The following is a 16914-nucleotide window of genomic DNA, read 5'->3' as shown; positions in this document are numbered from 1 at the left end:
TGGAAAGATTAGCTTTTAGGCCACTTTCTTCGCTGTTCGTTTTTTCTTTTCTAATAATTTCAGCTGATTTTCGGCACATAAGATTTTCTCGGTCATGCCGTTTTTTTGTATTTCAATGAGATAGTGAAAATCTCTTTCTTTTGAAGTCGATTTTATGATTAACCCCTTTTTAAAATCCATTTTTCTTTCAATTATGGTTCCCTTATAAGATATCCCACTCCATGCCGTGTAGGAAACATCTTGTCCTTTTACAAATTTCATTGTTTTAGCCGTTTGTTCCTAATATTTGCTAATACTTCTAAATCTGAAAAACTAATGTTAAGGGGGGAAATCAGTTTTTCTATTTCGGCGAATGTATAAAGTTTTTACAATCTACAAACCCGTATTTATACCTGTTTTTTGAATCTTAAATATAGTAATTTTTTCAATGTAAAAATAACCTTGCAAAAAAAAATGATACAATTTAGAACAGCTTCTTTTACTTCTTTTTTAGCATGAATTCCTAGTTTTGAGAGAATGAATTTTCATTTTCAAAAACAACTAAAAAAAGAGCAAAATGGAACAGGAAAGAGTGATGGAAAAGCTGGCAATTTTAGCAGATGCGGCAAAATATGATGTTTCTTGCTCATCGGGACAAAGCACACGCAAAAATAAAAACAAAGGATTGGGTGACACGGGAGGCGGAATCTGCCATGCCTTTACAGAAGACGGCCGATGTGTGTCTCTACTAAAAATTCTGCTTACCAATCATTGTATTTTTGACTGTGCCTATTGTGTCAGCCGAAAAAGCAATGATATCAAACGTGCCGCATTTACGGTACAAGAAGTGGTTGACTTGACGATTGGTTTTTACCGAAGAAATTACATCGAAGGATTATTTCTGAGTTCTGGAATTTTTGACAATGCCGATTATACAATGGAACGTCTGGTTCGGATTGTAAAGAAACTGCGATTAGAAGAAAATTTTAATGGCTACATTCATCTCAAAGCGATTCCTGGCGCAAGTGAAGAATTACTAAAAGAAGCTGGATTATATGCCGACCGTCTGAGCGTAAATGTCGAAATGCCGACAGAACAAAGCCTTAAACTGTTGGCTCCCGATAAAAATCACAAAGATGTCATAAAACCAATGCAATATCTTAAAAACGAAATCATTGGTTATCAAGAAGAGAAAAAATCCAATTACAAAACACCGCTTTTTGCTCCAGCAGGACAAAGCACGCAAATGGTAATTGGCGCAACAAAAGAAAATGATCTGGAAATTCTCGGAATGGCCAATTATTTTTACGAACAAATGAAAATGCGTCGGGTGTATTATTCTGGTTATGTGCCTATAAGTTATGACAACAGACTTCCCGCTATTGGAACTCCAGTTCCTATGATTCGTGAAAACCGTTTGTATCAGGCCGATTGGCTAATTCGCTATTACGGATTTAATGTAAATGAAATTGTGGGATTTGATCAGCCAAATCTTGACTTGGACATTGATCCAAAATTAGGTTGGGCCTTGCGAAATCTGCATCAGTTTCCAGTTGATATTAATTCAGCCGATTTAGAATTGATTCAGCGCATTCCTGGAATCGGATTTTTGAGCGCAAAAAAAATTGTCGCTGCCAGAAGATTTAAAAAATTACAGCCTGAAGATTTAAAGAAATTAGGAATTGCCTACAGCCGTTCAAAATTCTTTTTGGCTTTTTCGTCGCCTTTCTATATGCAGAAAGATCTGACGCCTATTCAAATAAAAAGTCAGATTTTAAATTTACAGAATAGCAAATACAAAAACAATTTTTCGAACCAGCTCGCATTATTTTAATTCTGATGATACAACTGCTTTATGATGGAAGTTATGAAGGCTGGCTTACAGCTGTTTTTGAAATCTACGAATACAAACTCAAAGATGTTGTTTTTGCCAAAGAGGAGATTTCAAATACTTTGCTTTTCTCAGAAATTCAGCTTGTAATAACTGATAATGCTAAAGCAAACCGAGTTTTAAATGGTTTGGAGCAACGCCTCTCTCATCATGGTTTTAATAACCTATATTTTGCTTTTTTATCTGAAATGGGTCAGATTGAAGAAATCTTGTTTCGCTTTGTCGAATATGTTTTTTCGAGTCCAATGAATATCGAAGGAGATTTAAGCCGAAACGAAGTATTGAACGTAAAAAAAGCAGCACATTTAACAGGGAAAGAAAGCCATAGAATGAAAGCTTTTGTTCGTTTTAAACTAACAAAAGACAATTTATATTATGCCATTATAGAACCCGATTGTGATGTTTTACCGCTTATTGAACAGCATTTTAAAAACCGATATGCAGACCAACGCTGGCTCATTTACGACGCTAAACGCAAATACGGAATTTATTATGATCTTGAAAATGTCTCTACTGTCGAAATGCAGTTTGAGTCCAATCCTTCTTCCCGTTCTTTGGCTGAAATAAATGATGAAAACGAAGAATTTTTTGAGAATTTATGGCGCAATTATTTTAAGAGTGTCAATATCGAATCGAGAAAAAACACCAAACTTCATATCAAACACATGCCAAAACGATATTGGAAAAACCTAACAGAAAAAATTCCAAACCTCAACAAAAGATGATATTACCAAATCCGATAGGTCTAAATCAAGAATATGCTTTTAACACATAGAATCATAGATTTTTTTACACTAAAAAAGAAGACAAGAGAAACAAGTTTCAACACATAGATAAGCTATGTGCATTAAAATTAATGAAACGCCTTTTTTAAAGACTTCAAAAACTATATCTCTATGTGTTAAAATACTTTAGACAAAGATATTACTTGCTTTTCTTAAGCGCATCCAGCAATTCAACCATATCAACTACAGCATAAGTTGAGCAATAATCAGATACAGCATAAGGCAGAATTAAACTGTTATTATGAATAATCGCTCCGCAGGAATACACCACATTTGGCACATATCCTTCTCTTTCATCTTCCAATGGAGAAAGCAAAGGTTCTGTCAATCTTCCTATTTCTTTTGAAGGATCGTCGAGATCAAACAATGAGGCACCAATGCAATAGCGTCTCATAGCTCCAACTCCATGCGTAATTACAAGCCATCCTTCTTCTGTCCAAAGCGGAGATCCGCAGTTCCCAATCTGTGTCAACTCCCAAGTATAGCGTGGTTCTTGCAGTAAAATTGGAGTATTCCATTGCGTTACTCGATCAGAATACATAATATAATTGTTTACGCCGTCAATTCTGGCTAGCATAGCATATTTGCCTTTTATTTTTCGAGGAAACAAAGCCAGATTTTTATTCTGCGCTCCTTCTCCATGAAGCGGCATAACTCTAAAACTATAAAAATCTTCGGTAGAAATTAATTTCGGCAAAATTGTATGTCCGTTATAAGCCGTATACGTTGCCATAACACGCGAAGAACCGTTATCATCTGTAAAACGTACAAAACGAGCATCTTCTATTCCACGGCTCTCCGAATCAGAAATCGGAAAAATGACACGTTCTGTAATATCCGAATCATGTTTGAACTGCAAATCGTAAAAAGAATTAGCCAACCACAGTATTTCTTCCAGTGCTACTTTTCTTTCTTCGCGAATTAAAGGATCTTTTAAAGACTCAATCAGCAAATTTTTAAGGACCGCAAATTCAAACTCATCTGGAAGATCCTGCATAATCTGAGCAATATATTTGTCTGCTGTGTGCATTTCGTACAGCTTACTAAGGAATCGCTCTTTATTAAATAAGGTTTTATGTTCGATTTCTGCCTTATCAATATGATTTCCTATTTTCATAATATGCAGATTGTTATCACGGTCTAAAATGGCTCTTCTAAAAACAATTGACGAAATATGACCTTCACCAGTGGCTCGAAAAGAAATTATAACGCGTTTTTCTCCTGCCTCCAATCCGGTCTGATCAAAATCTTCTACAATTGACGGATTAAAAATCGCCGCCGATTCTATGGCGTACTCCATCGTACAATAAGATCCAATAAGCATTTTACGGTCTAGAGACATGGCTTCGTAATCAATCTGCATGCCTTCAATTATAGGACGAATTCTTTCACAGTGTCTAAAAAAAACTGCCGAAATATTTCGGTGTCTTCTCGCAAATTCACGAAGCGTCTGCTCTAAAGTCTGCAACACCTGTTTCTCATCCAGCATCATTATCCGAAGTACCATTTGCTGGGTTCTTTCTTGCCCATTCATAAAATATCGGGCAACAACTCTTTTTGAATCTGGTAATAGTTTTATATTTTTTCGGACAACGGATACTCGCATAACTGGAAAATTTTATAACAATAACATTTAAGGAATCTTTTATTACACAACAAGTTAATAATTTTTGTTAAAGAAAAAAACTTAATTTTTTATTAAAACTTTGAATTGGTCTAATAATCGAAGTCTTTTTTATGCCAGTTTCATCAAAAGTTTTTTCTTAATTTCGTCTCTACATCAGCAGCTTAAAACCAATGAAAAATAAAGTTAAATTTTTGAGAGAAGAACAGAATATGACTCAAAATGAACTTGCCGAAAAATCGGGTCTTTCATTGCGAACCATTCAACGAATCGAAGCGGGAAGCATTCTCAAAGGCTTTACCTTAAAAACCATTGCCGAAGCGCTGGAAACTAATCCCGAAAACCTCATTTTAAAAAATGAAAATATTCAGATAGAAAGAGCCAAACTCATTAATCTTTCTGTTTTATCAGGACTTATTATTCCGTTTGGGAGCATTATTTTTCCTTTAGTGTTAACTTACAAAACGCAAGATCCAAAAAATAAAGAATTAGGAAAGCAAATTGTAAGCATTCAAATTATTTTAAGTCTTATCCTTTCAGTTTTAATGATTGCATGTCCGTTCATCCAAAATTCATTTCCGCTAAAGTTTCCGCTTTTCATTATTCCTTTAATTGTAATTTTAAGCTTAAAACTCATTATCATTATTCTAAACGGAATCAGTTTAAATGAAAAACAAGAGCTAGCTATAAAACTGAAAAACAATTTCTTATAACACAAGTCATGAAAATGACGTAAAACTGTCGTATTGTTTTTGCACAAAAATTGGAAACGAAATCCGAATCTTGCAGAAAAAAACAGACCATGAAATTGTTTAAGAAAATTGCAACCGTATTTTTAGTTATTATCGTTTTATTCTTGGTGGGAGGATATTTTTATTTTCAAAAGAAATTCACTCCACCAGAAAACTATTTGAAGATTTCAGGAATTGCCGAAAATATCCCGATAAAATGGATTTCTAGCGACGAAAACTCTCATTCAGCTTTGCTTTTGCCTGTAGAAATAAAAGGAATCAATCGAACATTCCATATGCAGTTTGACTCAGGTTCTCCTGTTACTGTTTTCTACAAAAAATCATTAGAATCAATTGCTGAAAAATTCCAAAATCAGGTTAAAATTGATGCAGAAAACAATACCATTTCTAGTGTTTTTAGAATCGGAAAAATGAATGTGGCTTCAAGTGATTTTGAAGTTTTAGATTATGGCGAAAAAATCAGTTTCGATAATCCAGATGCCGAAAATATAATTGGTACAATCGGAACCGATTTATTAGAAAAGCGAATTACCATTTTAGATTTCAAAAACAACCAATGTTCGTTTATTGAAAAAATTAAAGAAGATGCTTTTACCGATTTTGAGTTCAAAAAACGTAAAATTCTTATTCCTTCAGTTATCGAAAATGAGAACCTAAAACTACTGTACGATACCGGAACGAGCGGTTACGAACTCATTACAACAAAAGAAATCTGGCAACAATACCGCAATAAAAACAGTGCGATAAAAACCGAAAAAGGAAATTCATGGGGAAACACTCTGAGCGTTTATTCCGCTTCCGCGAAAAAGAAAATACAATTTAAAAATACAACATTGAATTTATCTGAAGTGACTTACATTGAAGGCACGTCAAGCCTTCAAAAATTCTTAATGAAACGCTCGGGGATGCAGGGAATGATTGGCAACAAACTTTTTCTGAATCACAAATTGATTTTGGATTGCAGAAACGAAAAATTCAAATTGGAGTAAAAAATAAATTCTATAATACTAAACTGTCTTATGAATTGATTTTGATGATATTTTTGACGTTTTCGATAAAAGTTTCGGTGTCTTTGATTTCCTGTTTAATTAACTGATGATGATCAGCTAAAGCGTGCTGTTCCATCATATCTTTTTTTAAATATTTAATCATCGATTCCAGGCTTCTAGTATCATTTTGATTTTGTCTTTTTAATTCTCGCTGTTTACTTTCCAGATATTTTAAAGTCTCTTTTAACTTTTGTACGTCTAATTTTCCCAATCCTTCTTTTTTAACATTTATAAAAACAATAGCTGGAAATGTAATACTATTCAATATGCTCCAAAAACCAATACCATTTGAATTTGCCCCATTCCCAGCCATTGTTATTGATACTTACGTACAAATTGATTTTTTGGATTTAAGAAAATTCATATTTTTTCTAACGCCTCTCTCTTTAAAAAACAACTAATTGTTTTACAGCATTTTACACAAAAGACATACTAAGTGAAGCTAAGCTATCTGTAAAACATACAACTTTCAGACTCTCAAAACATTAGCTAAAATCATCTAAAATTGTGAATATCTATTTAAAGATTTAACTATTATTTCTGCTGTAAAATTTATCTTTGACATCCTTAAAATTTAAATAGAGATGAGCGCAGTTTGGTACGAATGCAAAGTAAAATATAGAAAAACAGATGAAACTGGAGGACAAAAAGTTTTAACCGAGCCTTACTTGGTGGATGCTTTGTCTTATACAGAAGCTGAAAAAAGAATGACTGAGGAAATGGCCGCTTATACCAGTGAAGAATTTAAAATCACGGCTATCAAAGTGGCAAATTATGCCGAAATTCATCCTTTTGAAAATGCAGACAGATGGTTTAAATCTAAAATCACTTTAATCGCTTATGATGAAGAAAGCGGTAAAGAAAGAAAAACTAGTATGTATATGCTGGTTCAGGCCAATGATGTTCGCGAAGCTTATGACAATACACTTCACATAATGAAAAATACAATGGGCGAATATTCCATTCCGGCTATTTCGGAAACAGCAATTATGGATGTTTTCCCTTATTTCAGCGGTGAAGAAGGCGAAACAGAAATGTTGGAAAGATTTAATGCCCTAAAAGCTTCTAAACCAGAAAAGCCAGAAGCAGAAATAATTGACCACATGGAATTTGAGACTGTCGAGGAATAAATCCATGAAAAATTGGAATAAAAAAGCAAAATAGAATTCTATTTTGCTTTTTTTATTTTAAACTATTTTAATACAACATTTTTGCCAATGGTGTTACTGCAGAAGCAGATTTTGGCAATAAAGCGGTAAGTGCATCAAATTGTGTTGGACTGATATTTTTTTTCATTTTAGATATAAAAGACTCTCTAGTAGTCGTCATTTTAGAAGTATAACCTGCCTTGTCGGTGGCCATTGTGGGCAAAATGTTCTTCTTTTTATTTAAAGTTTCATTTACCAAGGAATTTACAATCGGCTTTTGAGCATCGGTTAATTTTAATTTTGGAGATAAAACTCCCATAACCTGATTTGCAATACTAGCAACATCAAAAGCGGGCACAGCCGTTGTTGAAGCCTTACTGGCCGCCTTTGTTACGTCTCCTATACTTTGTGCATTTGCAAATGAAATTGTCCCCAAAAAGACAACTAAAATAAATAATTTCTTTTTCATGGTATTTTCTTTTAAAGTTATTTGCTTGATACTAAAGGTAATAAAAATGTAAATTCAATTGACATTCCAAAACCATAAATATCTAATAATCTGTATTTTACACAGTTCCAACAAGAAACATTCATACTATTCAAAAATCAAAATAAGTTCTATCTTAGCTACAGAATTATGTGTTGACTTGAAACCAATTACAACACAAAAGCCAAAACCAACATAACCAAAATCTGCATGAACAAAAAAACATTTATTTTAATTGGGTTTATTATTTTAAAATTCATTCTACAATATGTTTTAATTAGTCCAGAATACGATTTGCAGCGTGATGAATATTTGCATCTCGATCAGGCAAATCATTTGGCTTGGGGCTATTTATCGGTTCCACCTGTCACTTCTTGGTTTTCGTATCTTATTCTGCTGCTTGGAAATTCGGTTTTCTGGGTAAAGTTCTTCCCTGCCCTATTTGGCGCCTTGACGCTTTTGATTGTCTGGAAAACAATAGAACTTTTAAAAGGTAATCTTTATGCTCTAATTCTTGGTGCTTTATGTGTATTGTTTTCGTGTTTGCTTCGTTTAAATACACTGTATCAGCCAAACTCTTTTGACGTTTTATGCTGGACTGCATTTTATTATGTTTTAATACAGTACATTACTGCCGAAAATACAAAATGGCTCTTTATAGGAGGCGTCGTTTTCGCCTTTGGCTTCTTGAACAAGTACAATATTGTGTTTTTATTCCTCGGATTAGTTCCAGCCATTTTACTTTCACAACAGCGAAAAATACTCGCAAAAAAAGAGTTTTATTTTGCCTTGATTTTAGGTTTAATATTAATTCTGCCAAATCTTTATTGGCAGTACAGCAATCATTTTCCGATTGTGCACCACATGAAAGAATTGGCAGAAACCCAATTGGTGAATGTCGATAGAGCCAATTTCCTAAAAGAACAAATTCTCTTTTTTATTGGTGGCTTATTGGTGATTTTAGCTGGACTTTATGCGGTTTTACTGTATCAGCCTTTCAAAAAATACCAGCTCTTTTTTGGGACGTTTGTTTTCACACTATTAATTTTTATTTATTTTAAAGCAAAAGCGTATTACGCAATCGGATTATATCCAATTTACATTGCTTTTGGAGCTGTATTTTTATCTCAAATCTTAAACAACGGATGGAAACGTTTTCTGAAACCTGTTTTTATCTTGATTCCGATATTGTTTTTTATTCCGATGTATGATATTGCCTTTCCAAATAAAAGTCCTGAATATATTGTAGCGCATTCAGAGAAATACAAAAAAATGGGAATGCTTCGTTGGGAAGATGGTAAAGACCATCATTTGCCTCAAGATTTTGCCGATATGCTGGGTTGGAAAGAATTAGCCAGAAAAACAGATTCGCTCTACGCGTTACTGCCCAACCAAAAAGAAACTATTGTCATCTGCGATAATTACGGACAAGCCGGAGCAATTAATTATTATACTAAAAAAGGAATAAAAGCTGTTTCTTTCAACGCTGATTATCTCAATTGGTTTGACCTCAGCATTAGATACAAAAACTTGATTCGCGTTAAGGATTTTGAAGAAAACGATAAAGAAATGAAAGAAACGAGTCCGTATTTTGAATCTTCAGTTATTGGTGGTGAAGTTACAAATCAATATGCTAGAGGATACCGCGCTAGAATTTTTGTTTTTACGAATGCTAAAATTGACATCAATAAAAGATTAGAGCAGGAAATCAACGAAGAAAAAAATAAGATCATAAATGATTAATTTCAGAGACATATCGTATTTAAAAACGGGAAATTCAAAACAGCATGCGGCATTTCATATTTTGACCAAACATCATATTTTGGAAAATCTTGCCGAATTTGATCCTATTTTAGTTGGCACGATTCCGATAAATATTGATGTCAAAAACAGTGATTTGGATATTGTCTGTTATTGGAAAAATAAATCCGATTTTATTGAGAGAATTAAATATCTATTTGAAAAGGAAAACCGTTTTTCGATTCGAGAAATTGTAATTGATAATCAAGAATCAATAGTAGCAAACTTCTTTATTGAGGCTTTTGAAATCGAAATCTTCGGGCAAAATATCCCTACAGAACTTCAAAATGGCTACAGACATATGGTAATTGAAGACCAAATTCTGCGTTCTAAAGACGAAAACTTTAGATTAGAGATTATAAAACTGAAAGAAAGCGGCATAAAAACCGAACCTGCATTTGGCTTGCTACTAGGCTTAAACGGAAACGTTTACCAGGAATTATTGGATTATAAAGTCTAAGAAAAATCGTCTCTTTTAGAAATTATAGAAAATAAAGTACAAAAATTATTTGCATAACCGTATTTAGTGTGTATCTTTGCACCCGAAACATCGCGGGATAGAGCAGTAGGCAGCTCGTCGGGCTCATAACCCGAAGGTCACAGGTTCGAGTCCTGTTCCCGCTACTAAGAAAAAAAGCTTCAGAGAAATCTGGAGCTTTTTTTGTTTTTAAATCTTTACGGTTCGTCGAGCTCATATCCGCCGCCGCGGACACAGGTTCGAGTCCTGTTCCCGCTACACAGACGAAAAGCTTCAGAGAAATCTGGAGCTTTTGTATTTTTATTTTGATTGTAATAATGTTTGTTAATTGATCCGGTTATGGATGCGAAGTCAGGAGACATTCGCACAGCTTTTCATAAGTGCACTTCGAACAGCAAGGTTTATTTTTTATCTGTATAAATTTCAAATGGTATTACATTATTTTATTTGACAATTTTTGCTGAAATATAATATGAACTTTCAACTTTTTCCCCGTACTCTTCATCAGGAAACCACTTGTCCTTTACAGAATTTAAAAAATTAGTATACTCTTCTCTATATTCTTCTGGCTGTACATCAGTTATTTTTGTAATAATTCCATCTTTAGAAATTGTGCAATATGCTTTAAAATTATAAGTAGATCCACTAGCAAGTTTTGCTGTAAACTTAAAATTGGCTGCGACATACTGATCCCAATTTCCATCTTTAAACCTAAAATATTTATGATTTCGTTCAGCAATATTTATGTACTTCTGTTTATTTTCATCGCTCTTATTTCGAGATATTAATTGATTTTTATTACCCGAAGCAGCGTCATTGAGAACAATAGCATCTTCAACAGAAATAGAAACACCATTATTACCACCGCTTATTTCTTTATCCCACTCTCTTTTAAGCAATTCAGAATCTACTTTATTTTTGTAGACCATTTTATTTAAGATCTCATCATTAATTTTTAAAGATTTTTCATTTTTATTAAAATCCTTTAATGATAAGTCCGATTTAATTTCTTTCGTTTTATTATTTACCTTATTTATTTCTACAATTAAACCTTTGACCTCAGAATTAACTTTAACACCGTGAATAGTCAAAAAATTAACATTGTTGATTTTATTGTTTTTTGCAATAAAAACTTCAATGGTTTGAAAATCTCTAGATTTTATCTCTCCGATAAATTTAGTACAAACTATTCCTCCTATATTTTTTGTTTCTTTAGTTTCAACTATTTCAGTAAATGCATTTTTTGATGATGGTTGATATTTAGATAAATCATAATCAATTTCATTTTTAGTGAAACTTATTTTAAATAAATTATCATTTCGCAAAAGATCAAACAAATACGATTTATCATAAATTATAAAAAAATCTTTTGGATTTGATTTGCATATAAAAACAGAACATTCTCTTTTATTAATTAAATATTTTACTTCATAATCGAAATTCAAATATGAATCTGTCTCAGTAGATTTAAATGAAGTAAGAAATACAACTATTGATATTAAAAAAATATTTTTCATTTTTAGCTTTAAAATTATTATTTTTCAAAAGTAGATGATTTTTTCATTTACTAATAAAGTAACAAACAATAATATCAAAATTAAACTACACTATTATAACTTCATAAAAATCTCCAAAAAATTGGTTAGATATTTGAATGCTTCCCGCTACTAAACAAAAAAGCTTCAGAGAAATCTGGAGCTTTTTTGTTTTTATAACTTTTATACTCGTTGTGTTCACAAGCGTGACACTAGTGCTAGCAACGGGAGAAACAGACGAACGCTACCTCAATTACAATTTTTTATTTCAAGCTTATAATCCAATGTATTGATTTGTTCAATAAAATATTTTATCGAATTTTCTTTATCCATTCCACTAAAACCATATTCTACAAATCCTTTCACAAAATCTTCACCAACCGCTTGCCAAATTATCAGTTTAGGACTAGTCGTCGCTTCTTCCATTAAATTACAGAATGCTGTTGATTCTTCATCTGTCATTTTTTTGTCAAAATAAATTTCATAATTGAATGTCGTACCCATAAAATGCGGTTAATTTCATTATTAAAAGCAATACTAAATTACGATTTTATTTCCAGCTCTGTTTCTGTATGCATCACACACACCCAATTGTTATTCTCTTTAATCCAAGTCGAAGTGCAGACGCATTTTACAGGTGCTTTTTGACTTTGATCTACTATCTCAAAATCGAGATAATACCCTATTACAGCAGTATTTTCGGCAATTAGCTTTTCTTTTACATCATAGATGTTCAGCACTTTTATTTTATTGGTCTGTCCAGAGTCAAACATATTTTTGAACTCAGTCTCGCTGATGCTCTGAATACCATTTTTTCCGGCAACTATGCAAGGAAAAAATGTCAAATTCCTTACTATTTCGTAGTCATTATTCTCAACTCCTTGCCAGTATTTTTTTTCCAATTCTATAATTTGTCCTTCCATATTATCTCGTTGTTAATTAGACATTTCATAAATTTCAGCTTAATATTGAAACAAAGCCTTTCTTTTAACCTAGATTAATTCAACTTTTTAATTATAAACAGGCTTTGAACCTTTTGAAATTATAGATCTCATCACTCCAGGAAACCATCTCTGCAACCAGACAGCCAGTTTACCATGACCTGTAAAAATGTAATTTCTCTTTCGTTTCAAAATAGCACTTATCATCACCTTCGCCGCTTTATCTGTCGGCCACATTAAATTTGACGGTCGTGGATCTGACTGTTCTGGATACCAAATTCCGTCATTGTCAATTCTTGCAATTTCAGAAACCACAAATCCGGGATGCAACGTAGTACAACTCACACCTGTTCCCATTAATTCAACCTGCAAAGTCTGACCAATAGAATTTACAGCAGCTTTTGAAGCACCGTATGCACCAACATTAGGATTAGGAAGATAAGCACCTACGCTTCCGACCAAACCAATTCTTCCTTTGTTTTTCTTTAAATGTGGCAATGCATATTTTACCGTTAAGGCTAATCCTGTAACATTGCCTTGCAATTGCCTATTCCAATCTTTGGCTGTTAGATTTTCGATACTTCCAGAAATGCCAAAACCAGCATTAGCTACAACCACATCCAAACGTCCCCAATCTTTAATAATTTGTTGGACTGCATTTTCAATAGAAGCTTCTTCCATTATATCACAAGGAATTACCAATGCTTCTCCGCCTGATTGTCTAATCGTGTCAGCAACTTTATCCAATAGTTCTTCACGTCTTGAAGAAAGAACTACTTTATATCCTAATCTTACGCATTCAAAAGCCATTGATTTTCCAATGCCAGATGAAGCGCCAGTTATCCAAATTACTTCTTCTTGTGCTTTTGTCATTATTACAACTTCAAACCTCTAATTTATTCATTATAAACTAGATAACCAAAACTAAAAATTTATACTCGTATGTTTACGATCGGACTTTTCGCTAGCAAAGGAAATTGATATCTAAAAATAAAAATTGCTCAAAGTCAAATACATTTGCTTTTCAATTGAGCACTTCGAAGAGTCTAGGCAAGCTACTAAACCATTCTCCACTTTCAGTTCAGAGTTTTTTTTACTAACTTATAACTTTCAGATTCAAACAATAGTAAAAATAAGAAAGACTGAAATTCCAGAAAACACAATTACCCTCACTTAGAACATAAACCACGAGAAAAACCTATAAAAATATTCTTTCAAAAACAAAATTACTCAATATTTCTAAAAATTATTTTCCTCTTAAAAAAACAAACAACCTCTTCACATACACGCAAAACAACCATTTATTAATCAATAAAATACAAGTTCATTAACTAAGTTAACAAGCAAACATTGATGTTCAAAATAATTTTCCGTCAAAAAAAATCAAAAAGTTTTTTCAAAAATGCTTTGGATATCTCAAAAATAATCGCACTTTTGCACCCGCAATAGCAAAGCAGGTCCGTTCGTCTATCGGTTAGGACGCCAGGTTTTCATCCTGGTAAGGGGGGTTCGATTCCCCCACGGACTACTTACTAAGACAAAGCTTCAGAGAAATCTGGAGCTTTTTTTGTTTATATTTACTCCGTTAAATGTTTTAAAAGAAGACAGTCAAAAACTCAACCCAAATCTTAAAATGAAACACAAATTAATAGCCCTTTTATTTGTATTCGCCTTTGCAAATATGTCTGGCCAAGCGCCCGCCAGCAAAACTAACTACACAAACAGCAATTTGCCAGCAGAAGAAGCTGTTACCAGCAAATCTTTAAAACCGCTTAAAAAGATTTCTCTAGACGACACTTCCCTTTTAATCTACGATTATGACGGTTCACTTTTTTCATGGGACTTAGAAGTTGAAAGCATTGTCTGGACTGTAAAAGCTTCAGATGCTCATACTGAAATGTGCGCCAATAAAATAACCCTACAGGACGGAGTTGTGTATATTCCGTTTATTAATGGAGAAATTTATGCGGTCGATAATGGGACGGGAACTATTTTCTGGAAATCTAGAATAGGAAACATCACAGACAAGATTGTCCTAAAAGACCAAACTCCAATTATAGCTAACGGAAAACTTTTTATAACAGCTCAAAATCAAAATCAGAGCAGTAATCTATATGCTTTGGACTTAAAAGATGGAAGTTTGGCTTGGAACTACAAATTTGACACTCCAAACAGCGATATTGAGCCATTATTTTTCGATAATAAGATCTTTACCCAAAGCGGAACAAATGTGTACTGTTTTGAAGCTAATACTGGAAAATTGCTTTACCAGAAAAGTTTTGATGAAACCATGACCGGAAAACCTGTTACAGATGGTGAAAGTGTTTTTATTGCCGGCGACAAAAATTGGCTATACGCTTTAAAACCAAATAGCTTAGATGTTTTATGGCAATTTAAAATAGAAGAAAACCAGAACAATGTAAAAGAACGCATCGTTTGCCACGACAAAAAACTATATTTTGCGGCACAAGGCCCAGAAGTTTCATCTATTTATGCTGTTGATTCTAAAACAGGAACGCAGCTTTGGAAAACAGATTTTAAAGGTGATAATGTCCAATACATCGTTAAAGAAGTTGATAATCTTTGGGGGTATACTCTTAACAAAAAACTTTTTGAATTGGATTTATCAAACGGAGAAATTGCTTTTGAAGAAAAACTAACCACTTTGCCTATTTCAAACATTGAATTTCCTGCCGATGACAACTTGCTTTACTATTATTGCGATGCCGGTTTAATTCAATTTGATTTAAAGGAAAAAGACGAAAACGTATATTATATGCGCACTTCTCTTACAGACAACCCATACAGTGCTTTTATCAAGATAATTAGATAATAACTTCCCGCTTTTCAAAAAAAAAAAGACCATTTTTTCAAATGGTCTTTTTTATGCTCTTTTGAGAAAAATTTATGCTCTAAACAAAGCATATTTATTGTAGTTGTACAAAACTTTATCATAAGGAACATAAAGCGAAACTATTTTCTCTGATGATTCATTGAACGTAATTCCGTTATGTTTTCTAAACAAATAAATTTCTTTCAGACAATTAGAAAGACTCTGGTGAATTTCACTTGTAAAAGTTGGCAGTTTTTTGTCGCCTACCAAAAGATCAATTTGGTAGTTTGAACTACTTTTTGATAAGTTGTTACCAATAATTCTAAGTGTAAAAGTTGTTGATTTTCCGTATTGTTCTCCCTGATATTGCAATGTCATGATTTCTTCTTATTAAGTGATTAGTAATACCGCTGATTAATCGGTTTTTGGTTCTCTGGATACTTTTATTAAAATTATAAAATTTTGGACAAACTTAAAAAATTCAATTCTAAATTAAATGTTATTTTTTGTGATAAAGTAACCTCTAAAAACCATAAAACCGTAACAAGGTTACGGTTTTGGCAATTAACTAAATATATTTAATCAACTTGTTTAACGAGTGTAAAATTCATTCATAAGCATCGATTAATTTTTGGGTAAACTATTGTAATTTATTTTCTTGGTTTATTTCTAATAAAAACGGATTTCCGTTTTCGTCCATCATGGTCATATTTAAAGCATCTAATAATGCTGTCTTCTTTGAAACTTCGCCTGTAAATTTATTGTACGAAAGATTCAATTCTTGCAACTTGCTAAGCTTTTCAATTTCTTTCGGAATTGTGCCAGTAAAATCATTGTCAAATAAACTAAAATTTTGCAATACATTCCAATTAATAATTTCATTTGTCAAATTTCCTGACAATTTATTATTATTCAGCAGCAATACTTTTAGTCCTGAAATTTTATAAATCGAAACAGGCAGTTTTCCATTAATTTCGTTATCAAAAACAGCTAAAATTTCTAACTGATTCAGTTTTCCAATTTCTGACGGAAGCTCTCCTGAAATATTATTCATAAAAAGCTCTAAATCTTTCAATTTTACCAATTGGCAAATGGAAGACGGAATTACGCCAGATAATCTATTCTCACCAAGATTGAGCAATTCTAATTCCTTCAAATTAAAAATTGACGAAGACAAACTTCCTTCAATTTTATTCTTTTCCAGATTCAGCGATTCTAAATTTGTAAGATCGTAAAGAGCTTCAGGCAATTCTCCCTGCAGATTATTATCTGCCAGATTCAGCGCCACAACTTTTCCGTTTTCTGCTTTAACACCGTACCAGGTAGAAACAGACAGACTTAAGTCCCATTTGTTTTTCCATTGCAAACCATTTGTTGCATGATACAATTTTATAAGCGCCTCTTTTTCTTTATCCGAAACGGTATCTGCCAAAACGTTTAGCGAAAAAGCAAATAATAAAGAAAGGGTTACTAAAATTTTCATAACAGATTTGGGGATTTGTTATTAGCGTAAAATTATGCAATTCAAAGCTATAATACACTAAATATCGACAAACTGTTGAAAAAAATTTTATTCGTAAGACTTATATTACTTTTAATTATTTTCTAAAAC

The 16914-nt window shown here is 32.8% G+C and carries 18 protein-coding genes and 2 tRNA genes; 10 read left to right on the top strand and 10 right to left on the bottom strand.

Going from position 1 to position 16914, the window contains the following annotated elements; translation table 11 throughout:
• Nucleotides 1–15: 15 nt before the first annotated feature.
• Nucleotides 16–261 (bottom strand): hypothetical protein, encoded by a 246-nt coding sequence (locus BLP44_RS21115; protein ID WP_066032643.1) that lies wholly within the window; start codon nt 259–261, stop codon nt 16–18.
• A gap of 295 nt (nt 262–556) precedes the next feature.
• Between BLP44_RS21115 and BLP44_RS21110 the strand changes: the two genes are divergently transcribed.
• Entirely contained in the window at nt 557–1813 is a 1257-nt protein-coding gene (locus tag BLP44_RS21110; RefSeq protein ID WP_091135957.1) for a putative DNA modification/repair radical SAM protein, read from the top strand.
• A 5-nt stretch (nt 1814–1818) separates the two neighbouring features.
• Nucleotides 1819–2595, top strand: a complete 777-nt coding sequence (locus BLP44_RS21105) for a TIGR03915 family putative DNA repair protein (RefSeq protein ID WP_091135954.1) — start codon at nt 1819–1821, stop codon at nt 2593–2595.
• Between the two features lie 199 nt (nt 2596–2794).
• Here the strand turns inward: BLP44_RS21105 and BLP44_RS21100 are convergent, their stop codons facing one another.
• Nucleotides 2795–4261: a glycoside hydrolase family 130 protein gene (locus BLP44_RS21100; RefSeq protein WP_066032646.1), complete on the bottom strand. Its 1467-nt coding sequence runs from the start codon at nt 4259–4261 to the stop codon at nt 2795–2797.
• Nucleotides 4262–4452: 191 nt separating this feature from the next.
• Here BLP44_RS21100 and BLP44_RS21095 point away from each other — a divergent pair, with 191 nt between their 5' ends.
• Nucleotides 4453–4992 (top strand): helix-turn-helix domain-containing protein, encoded by a 540-nt coding sequence (locus tag BLP44_RS21095; RefSeq protein ID WP_091135950.1) that lies wholly within the window; start codon nt 4453–4455, stop codon nt 4990–4992.
• Nucleotides 4993–5081: 89 nt separating this feature from the next.
• Nucleotides 5082–6020, top strand: coding sequence for a hypothetical protein (locus BLP44_RS21090; protein ID WP_091136147.1), 939 nt, complete (start codon nt 5082–5084; stop codon nt 6018–6020).
• A gap of 28 nt (nt 6021–6048) precedes the next feature.
• On the opposite strand, the gene BLP44_RS21085 is transcribed toward BLP44_RS21090, so the two are convergent.
• Nucleotides 6049–6393, bottom strand: coding sequence for a hypothetical protein (locus BLP44_RS21085; RefSeq protein ID WP_066032649.1), 345 nt, complete (start codon nt 6391–6393; stop codon nt 6049–6051).
• A 271-nt stretch (nt 6394–6664) separates the two neighbouring features.
• Between BLP44_RS21085 and BLP44_RS21080 the strand changes: the two genes are divergently transcribed.
• Nucleotides 6665–7210 carry a DUF4494 domain-containing protein gene (locus tag BLP44_RS21080; RefSeq protein WP_066032650.1) on the top strand — a complete coding sequence of 182 codons (546 nt, stop codon included), beginning with the start codon at nt 6665–6667 and terminating at the stop codon, nt 7208–7210.
• Between the two features lie 67 nt (nt 7211–7277).
• On the opposite strand, the gene BLP44_RS21075 is transcribed toward BLP44_RS21080, so the two are convergent.
• Nucleotides 7278–7697, bottom strand: coding sequence for a hypothetical protein (locus BLP44_RS21075; RefSeq protein ID WP_091135946.1), 420 nt, complete (start codon nt 7695–7697; stop codon nt 7278–7280).
• A 228-nt stretch (nt 7698–7925) separates the two neighbouring features.
• Between BLP44_RS21075 and BLP44_RS21070 the strand changes: the two genes are divergently transcribed.
• The 3 genes from BLP44_RS21070 to BLP44_RS21060 all read left to right on the top strand — a co-directional run bounded on the left by BLP44_RS21070 (nt 7926) and on the right by BLP44_RS21060 (nt 10139).
• Nucleotides 7926–9458 (top strand): glycosyltransferase family 39 protein, encoded by a 1533-nt coding sequence (locus tag BLP44_RS21070; RefSeq protein ID WP_091135942.1) that lies wholly within the window; start codon nt 7926–7928, stop codon nt 9456–9458.
• Nucleotides 9451–9975 (top strand): DUF4269 domain-containing protein, encoded by a 525-nt coding sequence (locus BLP44_RS21065; protein ID WP_066032653.1) that lies wholly within the window; start codon nt 9451–9453, stop codon nt 9973–9975. Before BLP44_RS21070 ends, BLP44_RS21065 begins: the two co-directional genes overlap by 8 nt.
• Before the next feature lie 91 nt (nt 9976–10066).
• Nucleotides 10067–10139: transfer RNA gene (locus BLP44_RS21060), tRNA-Met, on the top strand.
• A gap of 297 nt (nt 10140–10436) precedes the next feature.
• Here the strand turns inward: BLP44_RS21060 and BLP44_RS21055 are convergent.
• From BLP44_RS21055 to BLP44_RS21040, 4 genes are all read right to left on the bottom strand, one after another.
• Nucleotides 10437–11510: a hypothetical protein gene (locus BLP44_RS21055; protein WP_091135938.1), complete on the bottom strand. Its 1074-nt coding sequence runs from the start codon at nt 11508–11510 to the stop codon at nt 10437–10439.
• 267 nt (nt 11511–11777) lie between these two features.
• Nucleotides 11778–11990 (bottom strand): hypothetical protein, encoded by a 213-nt coding sequence (locus BLP44_RS21050; protein ID WP_139159226.1) that lies wholly within the window; start codon nt 11988–11990, stop codon nt 11778–11780.
• An 80-nt stretch (nt 11991–12070) separates the two neighbouring features.
• The gene (locus BLP44_RS21045; protein ID WP_091135933.1) at nt 12071–12451 is read right to left on the bottom strand and encodes a nuclear transport factor 2 family protein; all 381 of its coding nucleotides are present in this window, start codon (nt 12449–12451) and stop codon (nt 12071–12073) included.
• Between the two features lie 87 nt (nt 12452–12538).
• Nucleotides 12539–13342: an SDR family NAD(P)-dependent oxidoreductase gene (locus tag BLP44_RS21040; RefSeq protein ID WP_091135930.1), complete on the bottom strand. Its 804-nt coding sequence runs from the start codon at nt 13340–13342 to the stop codon at nt 12539–12541.
• A gap of 583 nt (nt 13343–13925) precedes the next feature.
• Between BLP44_RS21040 and BLP44_RS21035 the strand changes: the two genes are divergently transcribed.
• Both BLP44_RS21035 and BLP44_RS21030 read left to right on the top strand, forming a co-directional pair.
• Nucleotides 13926–13997, top strand: a tRNA-Glu gene (locus tag BLP44_RS21035).
• 105 nt (nt 13998–14102) lie between these two features.
• Nucleotides 14103–15302, top strand: a complete 1200-nt coding sequence (locus tag BLP44_RS21030) for an outer membrane protein assembly factor BamB family protein (protein ID WP_091135924.1) — start codon at nt 14103–14105, stop codon at nt 15300–15302.
• Between the two features lie 72 nt (nt 15303–15374).
• Here BLP44_RS21030 and BLP44_RS21025 read toward each other — a convergent pair whose 3' ends face one another.
• Nucleotides 15375–15680 carry a hypothetical protein gene (locus BLP44_RS21025; RefSeq protein ID WP_091135920.1) on the bottom strand — a complete coding sequence of 102 codons (306 nt, stop codon included), beginning with the start codon at nt 15678–15680 and terminating at the stop codon, nt 15375–15377.
• A gap of 262 nt (nt 15681–15942) precedes the next feature.
• Nucleotides 15943–16785, bottom strand: coding sequence for a leucine-rich repeat domain-containing protein (locus BLP44_RS21020; protein ID WP_091135916.1), 843 nt, complete (start codon nt 16783–16785; stop codon nt 15943–15945).
• Nucleotides 16786–16914: the final 129 nt, after the last annotated feature.

The organism is Flavobacterium anhuiense (assembly GCF_900101855.1).
In the GTDB taxonomy this organism is placed as follows: domain Bacteria; phylum Bacteroidota; class Bacteroidia; order Flavobacteriales; family Flavobacteriaceae; genus Flavobacterium; species Flavobacterium anhuiense.
Note: the sequence above shows the minus strand (reverse complement) of the source record. Positions and strands in the feature narration are given on the sequence as shown.